Annotated in this window: 14 protein-coding genes and 1 pseudogene; 3 read left to right on the top strand and 12 right to left on the bottom strand. The window is 49.2% G+C overall.

What is annotated here, in order from left to right:
- The 11 genes and pseudogenes from IQ235_RS07035 to IQ235_RS06985 all read right to left on the bottom strand — a co-directional run.
- Positions 1 to 232, bottom strand: a pseudogene (locus IQ235_RS07035) (TRAP transporter large permease subunit); the annotation flags it as partial.
- Positions 219 to 770, bottom strand: coding sequence for a TRAP transporter small permease subunit (locus IQ235_RS07030; protein ID WP_264320775.1), 552 nt, complete (start codon positions 768 to 770; stop codon positions 219 to 221). The pseudogene IQ235_RS07035 and the gene IQ235_RS07030, both read right to left, overlap by 14 nt.
- A 130-nt stretch (positions 771 to 900) precedes the next feature.
- Positions 901 to 1,749: a hypothetical protein gene (locus tag IQ235_RS07025; protein WP_264320774.1), complete on the bottom strand. Its 849-nt coding sequence runs from the start codon at positions 1,747 to 1,749 to the stop codon at positions 901 to 903.
- Between the two features lie 486 nt (positions 1,750 to 2,235).
- Positions 2,236 to 3,027 carry an HAD family hydrolase gene (locus IQ235_RS07020; protein WP_264320773.1) on the bottom strand — a complete coding sequence of 264 codons (792 nt, stop codon included), beginning with the start codon at positions 3,025 to 3,027 and terminating at the stop codon, positions 2,236 to 2,238.
- Between the two features lie 54 nt (positions 3,028 to 3,081).
- Positions 3,082 to 4,158: a hypothetical protein gene (locus IQ235_RS07015; protein WP_264320772.1), complete on the bottom strand. Its 1,077-nt coding sequence runs from the start codon at positions 4,156 to 4,158 to the stop codon at positions 3,082 to 3,084.
- Between the two features lie 53 nt (positions 4,159 to 4,211).
- Entirely contained in the window at positions 4,212 to 5,528 is a 1,317-nt protein-coding gene (gene sbcD, locus IQ235_RS07010; protein ID WP_264320778.1) for an exonuclease subunit SbcD, read from the bottom strand.
- A gap of 116 nt (positions 5,529 to 5,644) precedes the next feature.
- Complete coding sequence (locus IQ235_RS07005; protein WP_264320771.1) at positions 5,645 to 6,658, bottom strand: NAD(P)/FAD-dependent oxidoreductase; 1,014 nt, start codon at positions 6,656 to 6,658, stop codon at positions 5,645 to 5,647.
- 264 nt (positions 6,659 to 6,922) lie between these two features.
- Positions 6,923 to 7,462, bottom strand: a complete 540-nt coding sequence (gene petC / locus IQ235_RS07000; RefSeq protein WP_264320770.1) for a cytochrome b6-f complex iron-sulfur subunit — start codon at positions 7,460 to 7,462, stop codon at positions 6,923 to 6,925.
- A 67-nt stretch (positions 7,463 to 7,529) separates the two neighbouring features.
- Positions 7,530 to 7,742, bottom strand: coding sequence for a YgaP family membrane protein (locus IQ235_RS06995; protein ID WP_264320769.1), 213 nt, complete (start codon positions 7,740 to 7,742; stop codon positions 7,530 to 7,532).
- 315 nt (positions 7,743 to 8,057) lie between these two features.
- The gene (locus tag IQ235_RS06990) at positions 8,058 to 8,759 is read right to left on the bottom strand and encodes a Crp/Fnr family transcriptional regulator (RefSeq protein WP_264320768.1); all 702 of its coding nucleotides are present in this window, start codon (positions 8,757 to 8,759) and stop codon (positions 8,058 to 8,060) included.
- A 286-nt stretch (positions 8,760 to 9,045) separates the two neighbouring features.
- Positions 9,046 to 9,618, bottom strand: a complete 573-nt coding sequence (locus IQ235_RS06985) for a peroxiredoxin (RefSeq protein WP_264320767.1) — start codon at positions 9,616 to 9,618, stop codon at positions 9,046 to 9,048.
- A gap of 236 nt (positions 9,619 to 9,854) precedes the next feature.
- Between IQ235_RS06985 and IQ235_RS06980 the strand changes: the two genes are divergently transcribed.
- The 3 genes from IQ235_RS06980 to IQ235_RS06970 all read left to right on the top strand — a co-directional run bounded on the left by IQ235_RS06980 (position 9,855) and on the right by IQ235_RS06970 (position 11,814).
- Positions 9,855 to 10,280: a Fur family transcriptional regulator gene (locus tag IQ235_RS06980; RefSeq protein WP_264320766.1), complete on the top strand. Its 426-nt coding sequence runs from the start codon at positions 9,855 to 9,857 to the stop codon at positions 10,278 to 10,280.
- Between the two features lie 204 nt (positions 10,281 to 10,484).
- Positions 10,485 to 11,171, top strand: coding sequence for a Uma2 family endonuclease (locus IQ235_RS06975; protein WP_405196654.1), 687 nt, complete (start codon positions 10,485 to 10,487; stop codon positions 11,169 to 11,171).
- Between the two features lies 1 nt (position 11,172).
- Entirely contained in the window at positions 11,173 to 11,814 is a 642-nt protein-coding gene (locus IQ235_RS06970; RefSeq protein ID WP_264320765.1) for a hypothetical protein, read from the top strand.
- A gap of 70 nt (positions 11,815 to 11,884) precedes the next feature.
- Here IQ235_RS06970 and IQ235_RS06965 read toward each other — a convergent pair.
- A partial coding sequence (locus IQ235_RS06965) for a hypothetical protein (protein ID WP_264320764.1) occupies positions 11,885 to 12,081 on the bottom strand: 197 nt, incomplete at its 5' end.

Below are 12,081 nucleotides of genomic sequence, written 5' to 3'. Positions count from 1 at the left end.
ACCCCATGAAGATAAAGTAGGGAATTGCCAGGAGGGTGGAGTTTTGCATAATGCCGAACATCCGCAGGGGGAGGTTGCCCCAAAAGGCGAAGTCGAACGCACCGAACGCCGCACCGATAATGCTAAACAGAATTGCTACTCCCCCCAGGGAGAAGGCGACGGGATAACCCAGTAGGAGCAATCCCAGGGCCCCGACAAACATCGCCGGTCCCAACCAATCAATCATCGCCATGGGAGTCCTCCGGGGGGAACGAGTATCCGCGCCAAATTGCCCAATTTTTGATGGCTTCGGAAATCCCTTGCAAGATGAGTAGCCCGAAACCAACTAATAGTGCCGTTTTGATGGGGTAGCGTGGCAATCCGTTGGGGTCTGGAGAACTTTCCCAAATTTGCCACGAGTTGAAAATCGGAGTCCAGGAAAACCACACGACCATGATGCAGAATGGGATCAGAAATAGTAGAGTTCCCAAAAAGTTAACGAGGGCTTTGCGTTGGGGATTCCAGCGATCGTAAAACAAATCGACCCGGACGTGGGCGTTATGTTTGAGAGTGTAGGCGGCACCGAGGAGAAAAACTAAATCGAACAAATACCATTGGGCTTCGATCGAGGCATTGGAGGTGAGGCTTTGCCCGAGGTGTTTGCCAATGTAGCGCCCCACAGTATTCCACGTCCCAATAACGATCGCGACGGGCAACAACCAATAGGTTAAACGACCGATGCGTTCGTTGGTCGCATCGATGAGTTGGGACAATCGAAGGAGGGCTTGCAAAGCGATCGCTCCAAGTGCGATAGTAGCGATTTTGATTGTACCCCCTGTGCGGACAGGTACAAAACTAGACTTGTCTTTTGATTTCCTTTCCTCAAACCCAAGGATTGCCCTACGGACGGTCTACCATCGTTTACTGGAGAGATTGAGAAGAATGCGCCGGCGGTGGCTGGTTAGGACTTGGAGAATCTTGTTTGTGAGAATAGTACTTAGGAAAGAGATATTTTCCTAACCCGATACTCCCACAGGCTGAGGTGACTAGAAGCGAGATCCAAAGAACGCGGTCTGGAGAGAAGAGATCGGATGAAGCAGAAGTTTTGTCGAGAGTTGTCACAGACTCACTCGCTTCAGCTTGGAGAGCGACGGGAACGGAGACAACGGTCTTTTGGAGATTGGATGTATCACGGAGGTTAGAGACCGATCGGGTTTGCGATCTCTGCGGCGAATCGAGCGACAAGTCGTTTGCCTCGTCAGCGGAAAAGACTCCCAAAGATAAAAGATTGGGTAATAGGTTCGGATCTTCGATCGTGTTACCTTCCGTGAGGTTAGGCCGCGCGATCGAAGCCGCATTTTCCGATGGTAGCGCGTCGGCTCGATCGAGAACAATACTCGAAGCAAAACTGCCTCCTGCTCGCTCGGAAGCCCTCGGATCGCTATTCTGACGCATCTGCTCTAAATTTACGTCAGATTTTGGCTTGCTGCTCGATGAAGAAGCAGTTGTGGAAGGGATAGTACCGCTCGACGGGCGACTGTTTTTTACGTAAGTTTCCGTGGAAACCGATTTTCCGACCGTATCTTGCCAAGCTTGCCAGCTTTCTCCATCGCTCAAACTGGCTTCGGGCACGTAGGTCGTCGATCGACGCCCAATCTCGGTCTGGGCACTGCGGAAGAAATAATGTCCTCCGAACAGAATCGCGATCAGGGTAATAAAGGCAGAGAATTCAAGTTGCTTCATGACTAAATCGGTGACCGATCGGGTCACAAGTCAAAGGATCTAATTGAGATTTTTCGCTGATTGCAAAATCAGTATATACACGTACATTTGTTTTGTAACGAAAAATATACTGCGGGGAAACACGCAATCTACCGCCAATATTAAGCTCTACAATTGAATCTGGCAAGTCTCAATTGTTATAGTTTGACCGTAAAATCTCGGATTCAAAACCGATCGCCAATATTTCTCGAGCCTTTATAAGCTGAAAGTCTATCTATTACGGGCTTTTTAAGACGATGAGCTTAACTCGAACTGCTTTGTATTATCTTGTTAAAGTTTCTATAAAGCTTTAAAAAAACAATCGATCTGCAACTCACACTCTTCTGCTGGTAAGTTCTACAAGTGATTCGATCGCAATTTTGCTTCTAAAACCCCAACGAACCCGAGTTGGCGATCGATCTTTTAATACTCTGCGTAATTATACGGATATCGAGATAAATGCAGCGAGCGGTGAAACCCCATCGACCCCAGAAATTAAAGCCACGATCCGAAGTCTTGACAAAATTCACTTAAGGAAAGGAGGTCAATTCGGGTATCGCTGGATATAGAATTTCGCGATCGCTCCGTATTGTATCCCCAGTCTGCCAAGAATAACCTGACCGAAGTTAAGTCGGGTTGTTGGCTCACGAGTTGCAGGGTTTTCAAGCGATCTTCGATAAACCAGATAACCGGGGTTCCGTCCGATGTGGTGTATCGATCGCGCAGTTCTCGCAAAATTTGATACTTCGGTTTCTTCGTTTCCTTACCAAAAAGCTGTTCTGGGGGCAGTTCGATCCCCTCTCCAGCCAGAAGCGATCGCACGAAACGTCCCTCTTTGGTGGTGATAATCACCGGCAGGACATCCGACTCGATAACCCCTCGCAAGCGTTCCACCACCCCCGGATAGAATTGGTGCAAGCTCAACCATCCCGACAAATCCGTCGAGATCCACTCATCGCGGGTGCGATCGAGTTTTGCTGCCACTTGGGCTTTCTCAATATCGTATTGAGCCACCAGGGTTTGGGCGATTTCACCCCAGTTTTGCAAAATCTGGGCCTCGGGAATTCCCTGCAACCGTGCCTCAACGAGGACGGGCATTTCCCAACCCGTTTCAATTACCGGACGCAGGCGATAGAACGATTCGGCTAAACCTTCTGGGGGGGTGAGATTTTGGGGCGATCGAATTTGGCAGTAGGTGCGCCATGCCGTCTGGAAATACTCGATGAGACCGTTACAGAGAACGCCATCGAAATCTAGGGCGAGAATGGTGGGTTTTTGGCTGGGCATAAGTTTTTGGGATGGGGTATGCAGTTTAAGTATTATTGGCAGTTTTGGAGGTTTCTACAGTTTGGGTTTGACCACAATGGGGCTTTGTCCTCGCGTAATTAACGCGATTTTCTGCTCTTGGGGCTGGAGGATACAAATGCGATCGCCACCCAGCTCAAAGACAACAAAATCACCATCTAGATGAGTGGCATGGCTAACTCGCCAAGAGAGAAATGGTGTCTCAAAGGCAAAATTGAAGCTTAAATTCTCTTTTTCGTTCTCGCCGGTAATACCGCCAATCCCCAAAAGCTTAGTCTGATAGTCCCAATCAGTATTATCGGTGAGCTTTGGGGCTTGTCCGACATAATTGGAGATACAATGATTTGGATTGAAGAATTTGGCAGTGGGCACGGCCGGGGCAATATCAGAAAGAACGACTTGGTTGTCTCGTCTGGTACTAATCGCCAGATCGAACTGACCCTCTTGATTTGGACAAACCAATAGTGTCTCGTTTCGCTCGGTCGCCATTAGATCTTTGACCACCTCTGGATTCTTCCCTTCAAGATCCGATCGAATCACCTGTGTTCCATCGGTCGTAATGTAATACAAAACGTATTCTTCTGGGGGTTGTAGCTGTTCGGCGGCAACGACATCGAGTTGGGTCACCAGACTCACAGGGCTGTTAAGACCATACCAAACCAATAACAGAGCGTAACTAATGCAATGAATGACGAACGTTGCTTTGAGAGATTGTCGGACGGCTTTTTCTCGCTTGCGAAGTAGAAACCAAAAGAAGGGATACTCGACGAGTAGGGTTAGCAAAAAAGCTAACGCAATAAACAAACATACCCAAAGATAAGCATTTTCAAAGGTAACGTTCGCCATCCCCGACAGCCGATTCGTAAGCAAGAGCGATCCCGCCCAAGCAGATGCATAGTTGGCCAGAACGAGTATCGCAGTGGTTGGACCGCGTGGGATGCGAAACCATTTTGCCAGCAGAATTCCTTCGACATAACCAATGAGCACATTGCCTATAAAAAGGTGTACCAACATAGTCGAGATCGCGGGTGTGAACGCATTAGCCCATGCCGGAGAAGGCAACAGGGCGATCGCCAAACCCAAAATTGCAGCCAGTTTCCAGTTGCGTTTCATACACAATTTCACACACAATTATCGAATCTGGGGGCAGGCAGGAGTGCAACCCTTCACAGTAAGCGCAATTGATTTTGCGATCGATCTTCCACCTCATCCGTCTCCACTGCCTCAGTTTCTGCCCCCCCAACAGGACATTGCCAGATTTCCCCATCATCCGATAGCAAACTCTCGGCGGCCGCCAGCAAGTCCGACTGAAGATCCTGGAGGTCCTCTCGATTATCGATATAGGTGTTGAGTGCTTCCATCGGATCGATACTGCGGCCGATCCCTAATTCAGGAACCCGAGGTCGGGCGAGTTGGCTGACCAGTTCCGGTTGGATGGTGTAGTTGTGGGCTTCTTTTAAGGCTTCGTGCAATGCTGCCATTTCGATCGTCTCTAACCCCTCCGCCGCGATTTTGTAGGAGAGGCGCACCACCGCATCCCGAATCTTTGTCTTGCCAATAGCTTTGAGAATCGCAGCTTGGGGATCGTCGCAATCGGAGACATCCACCGCAATCGTATGAAACGATCGCACCGGTAGAGGGCAAAATTCCCAATCCGCGCGACCCCGTTCTAAATCCACCAATACGTAGCCTTTCTCTTCTTTCTCCTCGCTAAAATCCACCCGTTCGATACTACCGGGATAGATAATGGGGGGATTGTTAGCAGGATTGAGGTTCTGGTGCTTGTGGACGTGACCCAGGGCGATGTAATCGAATTCGGGGCGAATTAGCAACGACAGGGGAATGGTAAACCCCCGACTCACCGCCAGGAACCGTTCCGCTCCAAATGTCGCGTTATCGCTCATCAAATGGGCTAGCAGCACCGTTGGGACTTCCGGGTCGAGTTGGCGAATTTCCCCTTCAAGTGCCACCCGCAGGCGCTCGACGAGTAGCTGATTCACGTCTGAAATTGATAAACCCTGGGTTTGGGGGCGTGTCAGCAGGGTCGAACGCGTTAGCCAAGGCAAAGTTACCACTTGTACCGGGCCGTTGCGGGTATCGATGCGGTGAGTTTCGAGGCGATCGCCCACCACAAACCCCGGCACGCCCAAAGTACGATAAATACACAGACTGGCACTCCCCTGTCCTTGGGAATAGCGATCGTGATTGCCCACTAGCAGCACTGTGGGAACGTTCGCCTCGGACAAACGGCGAAACTGACTGGCAAAGGCTTCGGCAACGTAAGGAGGGGGGGTGGCATCGGGAAAAGCATCACCGCCGAAAAGCACCAAATCCACCGGTTCGGATAAAGCGCGATCGATACATCGGCCTAGAGTGGTGGAGAAATCCTCAAGCCGGGTATTCGTTCCCGTTTCTGGATTGGTGCGTCCGTGGGAAAAGCCACTCCCCATATGAATATCGGAAAGATGCAGGATTTTCACGATTTTGTTGATGATGCGACGTGCAACTCATTTTAATCGCCAATGAGACCTGCAAACTGTAGGGAGGGGCGCTCGATCGCGAGTTCCCCGTTTCCCAGAAATTAAATTTCAACTTGATTTCAACTTGTAATGAGACCAGCGCCAACTGCTATGTTTTCTTCCCATTTACGCGGTGGACTAGCCCGACGAATATTCCGCCAGATTTGAGTTGCCGCCAACGTACCATCTGCAACGGCGATCGAAACTTGATTCAACCCTTTCTTCAAATCCCCCAAAGCAAAAATGCGATCGTGGGTGGTTTGGGCCATGTCGTTAGTGACCAGATTTTCACCGTCCCAGGTCAGTCCTTCAATCCCTTTCAAATAATGGTTGTGGTACACGGAACCCATACTAATTAAGCCCGTTGTCGCATCCACTACGGTGCCATCTTCCAGTTCCACATTGCTCATCTGATGCTTATGACCGTGGAACCGGGCAATCGGCGATTCGTACAGCGGATATCCATGTTCGGCAAGCTTTTGCTTCATCGAATCGCTCACCGGAAACAATCCATGAGTAAGGACGGAAATATAGGGGGTGAACCAGTTCATCACGAACGCGGCGTTAATCTGACCTTCGGAACCCGCAATTAAAACGGCCTTGCGATCCCACATATCAAAGCCATCGCAAATCATGCAGACGTGTAGCGTGTAGCCCGCATAGTCGTAGACGTTCTGCATATTTTCGAGCTGAGGCAAAACGTCGATGACACCCGAGGCGGCAATGACGTACTTGCTGCGAAAGACTGGATAAAGACTATCTTTCTTTCCCACTTTCACCCGCACGGCCAAGGTATCTCCTTCGTCGGTGACTTCTTCAACGTAACCTCGAAGCAAGTCCGCTCCCCAGTCTACCGCTTGTTTGCTACCGTGATTGATGATGTCGCGACCTGGGGTATCGGGGTCGAAACCGACGTAGTTGCGCAAATCTTGCATCCAAACCGATCGCCCTCTACCCTTTTCCACAATTAGACATTTGAGACCGTAGCGAGCTAAATAAATGGCTGCCGACAGTCCCCCCATGCCTCCACCAATAACGATCGCATCGTAGAGAGTATCGAGTCGGGTATCGAGATTTTTGCTAGATAGTTTCATCGTTAAGCCTCTGAATAATTTGACAACCTCGATGGGCAATGTTCGGGGGAAGCCATGGTTCGATCGTTCAACAGACCTCCTGCTTGAATCGTAAAACTGCGTGCGAGGTAGCTACCAAAGAATAGTAGATTGCTCGGTTGACTCCAAACTGTCATAGACAAAATGATTCGTGCAGGAGGTGTAACGGATATAGCAGTATGCTTTTAGTTTAAGACGATCGAGCATTGGCTCAAAAGAAACGGGAAGATGTCCTCATGGATTCGCCTAAACCCACCAGGGACGTTCCCCCGTCCGTGGGTCTAACTCATGCCAGGGATAGAGCCAAATCGCCTCGTTTTTGACAACGACACGAGTTAGCTTGAGCGGCAGGGGTGCCGGCCCTCTAACCACTCGACCTCGTGCATCGTACAAAGACCCGTGGCAAGGACATTGAAATTGTTGAGCGTTCGAGTTCCAAGGAAAAGTACATCCTAAATGAGTACAATTATCGACGATGCCCATTGGAGATAAAGTCTCATCCTCTCGAACGGTCAGATAAGTGGGTTCTCCTGCTAAACCGGCAATTAATGCTCGACTGCCGGGGGCTTCGGCTAATAGTTGACTCGCCAGAATGGGATTTCCGAGCTGGTCTTTGGCCAAAATTCCGCCATCTTCGCTGGTTTCTGACGGGGGGATGAAAAACTTGGCCGCCGGATAAAGGGCTGCACCCGTTGTCGTGGCAACAACTGCCCCGGTCAAAAAGTTCAGCAACTTTCGTCGAGACAGGGACGGAGAGTCAGGTTGGAGGGAAAAAGATTCGTTCATGGGTGGGTGTCTTGGGTAAAGGAAGAAGATCGCCGTCCAAGGAAGACCGACGGTGGGGGCATCATGCTTAAAGTGCCGAGTCTATCTTCCGGGTACTGATTCCCAACAGACGATAAAGACCGCAGAAACCCACCAGGCTTGTTAGAAGTGCGATCGCACCGGCAACTGTCAACCCGATGCCGACTGGGTAGTTGGCATAGACATTCAGACCCAAATCAAACAAGACTGCAGCAACAATGAAGCGAATGACTCGGTCTACGGTACCTACGTTACTAACCATGAGGTAACCTCCAATCAATTAAAGATGAGTATCAGAGTTGTTGGGAAATTGAAATCACTCTAAGGTCGATCGCAACTGGGTTTCAACGATTTGGGTTCGACCAACGATATAACCTCAGTCTGGCGAGGGTTGCAAGGATTTTCGAGCTAATTTTCCAACCACTCTATTTAAGACTTCTTGAAGGACTGTTACGACCTTCACTACTAGATTAGATAACCATCGAACATTAGGTCTGTGACAAAATCACACAGGCTACCTCTAAAGCATTCGCACTTCGATTCGGTCTTTTTCTTCTTGACTGTCCGCAACCCACCTTTACCTGAAACTTGGGTTACACGACCCCCGAGCAATTTTTATTAACTCATTAAGCTTCAAAATTGAAATATTGCCTCGGGTAAGGTGTACGATTCCACGCTTTTCCAAATCTTTCAAAATTCGGCTAATGACTTCACGGGAGCTACCCAGTTCCTGGGCAATCCCCTCGTGGGTTGTCTGAACCGGCAATCCGCTGCTATCGGCCATCTTGAGTAAATAGGCCGAAATCCTCACATCCATCCGATGAAATGCAACCTCTTCCACCACTTCTATTACGGTGGTCAGCCGCCCAGAGAGTAAACCAAAAATATAGCGTTGCCAAGTTGGGTCTTGAGTCATCCAATCGCGCAGACGACTGGCGGAAATGCCAATCGCCTCCACTGCCGTTTCCGCCACCGCAAAAGCCGGAAATCTTTGCTGGCTTAGGATGCAAGACGCTGTCAGAATGCAGCTTTCCCCCGACTCAATGCGATAGAGGGTAATTTCTCTACCCGAATTTCCCATTTTGTAAACGCGAGCCGTTCCTGAGAGCACTAATGCGAGATGATGACAGACATCGCCCTCAAGACAAATAAATTGTCCGGCGGATAGTTTCAAGTACTGAGACTGCCTGCAAAAAGCCTCTTTTGTCTGTGGGGCCGTATTTGCCAAAAAAGGAAAAATAGGCAGAGCTGTATCGAGAGGAGTGGCACCGCTTTGCATGGCATAGTTGTTAGACCAACGATCGGTCTACTTTGGGATTAGTATACATCTAGGAGAAATTAAAACTTCAGACAATTTCTATCCCTCTTCTCCCTTAACCCTTTTTTACCAGCAGTTTATCGAGATCGAACGTTGAACCCGTCGATGCTGTTGGGTGAGTTTAACCCCACACTAACCGTTTTGGATTCTTCGATCGATGTTGTAGATCGACAAAAAGTGTAGTGTGAGGAATGCGATCGGGAGCGCTCCCTTGTGTCTGAAGCGCTCCGGACGAGTTAGCCCACAGTTAGCCCACAAATTCCAAACGAGGCTCGGAGACTTTCCCAGCTTCTTCTCCTTTGAGGTAAGCCAGCATCGTATCCGCATCGGACACTTCAAAGGGGTCGGTGGGGCAATTATCAGCAATCTCTGGTTCTATGAAAATATTTTCGATTTTGCCATCATCGACCAGCATGGAATAACGCCAGGAACGCAGTCCGAATCCCAGGTTGGACTTGTCAACCAGCATTCCCATCCGACGAGTAAATTCACCGTTCCCATCCGGTAGCAATCGCACGTTCTTGGCACCGATTTGCTTACCCCACTGGAACATTACAAAGGCATCGTTAACCGAAACACAGACAATTTCGTCAACGCCTTGAGCCTTAAATTCATCGTACAGCTCTTCGTAACGGGGTAGGTGATTGGAGGAGCAGGTGGGGGTAAAGGCTCCGGGTAACGAAAAAACAACGACCTTCTTACCGCTAAAAATATCTTCAGTTGTCGTGTCCTGCCAACGATAGGGGTTAGACCCTTCTACAGACTCGTCACGAATGCGAGTCTTGAACACGACATTAGGTACACGAGCGATAACTGCCATATTGACCTCTTTCTATGGGTTTGAAAACAAGTGGTTTGAAAGCCGCACCAGTCACATTGGCTTTCACTACCTTTTTCTATAAACTCAGAATAATTCTTATTTAAGAATAAATCAATCAGTAGAAACACTTATCTTAAAGATAGTTTACGAACTTAGTGCGATTCTCCTTTAAGATTGCTATGCTTAAAATGGCTCGCAAATCAAGAGCGTCGGGCAGTTCTGTGGAGAACGGGAGTATGGAAAAGCAAGCAGACCGGATCGTCCAAACGTTAAAGTCCAAAAAACTGCGGGTGACGCCTCAGCGATTTGCAGTGTATGCAAATTTGCTCGATCGTACCGATCATCCGACAGCAGAGCAAATTCTACACGATCTCAACCAAAATGCGCCCACCTCTTCCCAAGCCACGGTTTACACTTCCCTGCAAGCACTACGGGATGTGGGACTGGTGCGAGAAGTCTTATTAGAAGAGGGGGTTTGTCGCTACGATGCCAATATTGCCCCACACCATCATTTTCGTTGTAAGTCCTGCGGCAAGATTGAAGATATTGCCTGGGAACAGTTTCAAGGCATCGATTTACAACGACTTCGTTCGGGATTGAAAGTTGAGGATTACGAGTTAACGGTGCGCGGACTTTGCGATCGCTGCGATCGAGCATCGTAAGATATCTGAGACGGCAACAATTCCTGCAAACAATTTAGATGAGATAACCGGTCGCCGGAGATCGCCATCGAGTATATCCGTCTTGCGCGGGTTGATGGCGATCTGGTTGCTTCACACTCCACCCGTGCGCCCTACAATTTCAGTAACGGCGTAAAATTCGATCGTGCCTCCATATTTGTCGATATTTTCAGTGGGAGACAAACGGTGATAACTCAAACCTACCGCGCACCCCAAAAAACAATTCCTCGCCTCGAAAATGGGGATAGGCTTACCCGAGTGGAGTTCGAGCATCGCTACAGTGCCATGCCCCACATCAAAAAAGCCGAACTGATTGAAGGAACTGTATATATGGCATCTCCCCTCCGGATTACCCAACATGGCGAACCTCACGCTCGTATGATGACCTGGCTGGGTGTTTACTGGGCCTCAACCCCTGGAGTGCAACTCGGCGATAATTGCACCGTTCGACTCGATGCCGACAACGAACCGCAACCGGATGCGCTATTGAGAATTGAAAATGGGGGACGCTCGAGTGTCAACCCAGAGGGTTACGTCGAAGGTGCGCCGGAGTTAATTGTGGAAGTGGCGGCGAGCACCGTTTCCCTCGATGCCAATGATAAACTCAAAGTCTATCGTCGCAATCGAGTCCAGGAGTATATTTTGTGGCGGGTGGAAGATGGAGAACTCGATTGGTTTGGCTGGCAAGAGGGAGAATACGTACCGCTGATGCCCGATGAAATGGGTATTATTTGTAGCGAAGTGTTTCCGGGTTTATGGTTAGATCGAGTGGCATTTCTGGATGGAAATTTAGCACGGGCGATCGCAACCGTTCAACGAGGAATTTCCACAACAGAACATCAAGAGTTCGTCGATCGATTTAAGCAAACGTAACATGACAAATTCTTCTTCTCTTTGGGCGATCGAATCCATCGAAAACGCTGTTACAGCGATCGCCGCAAACTCTACACGTAAACCTTCACCCGATGAATTAGTATCGCTGTTATTAGAACTCGAAAAAACGGCAAAATCTCGTAAAGAAACCTACACTCTAGAACAGTTATCTGGGGATTGGCGATTGTGTTTTATTACGGGAACGAAAAAAACGCGGCAGCGCGCGGGAGTAGCCCTGGGTGCGGGACGGTATCTACCCAAGTGGGTGAAAATTCAATTATCCTACACACCCACCACTCCAGAAGACGATCGCACCTCCGATCCGTCTTCGGCTTCGTCTTTTGAAATGGGTTGGGTACAAAATCAAGTGAAACTGGGTTCGTTACAATTTTCCCTCACCGGTCCGACAAAATTCCTCAAGAAAAATAATATTCTCGCCTTCGATTTTACGCGAATGACAATTCAGTTATTTGGCGCGCGGATTTATGATGGCTATATCCGAGGAGGCAGCGATCGCGAAGGAGACTTCGATCGACAAAGTGTGGGAAAACAGGCATTTTTCAACTACTTTTGGATCGGGGAAAGAGCGATCGCTGCTAGAGGACGCGGAGGTGGATTGGCGTTATGGTTGGCTAATAACTAATTTCGCGCAGGACGCTTGCATTGAGTATTACTTGTGAATACTCTTCCAAATACGTGCGCTCTTACAGTGGCTATTTGGAAGATCTCCCCAATTTCTGCAATCGTTTTTGACGGCGACGAGTCATTCCGTATACTCCCAGAATAGCTAAACTTGCGATCGGGCCGGGCGCAGCTTCGGGAACTTCCGACGTGACGGGTGGCGGTGTTGGCGATACCGGTGGCATGACGGGTGTTGGGGCTGGCGGTGCCGGTGGTGCCGGTGGCGTGA

Source organism: Zarconia navalis LEGE 11467 (assembly GCF_015207075.1).
Classification (GTDB): Bacteria; Cyanobacteriota; Cyanobacteriia; order Cyanobacteriales; family Geitlerinemataceae; genus Zarconia; species Zarconia navalis.
The sequence above is the reverse complement of the archived record's forward strand: the minus strand, read 5'-3'. Positions and strand labels throughout refer to the sequence as shown.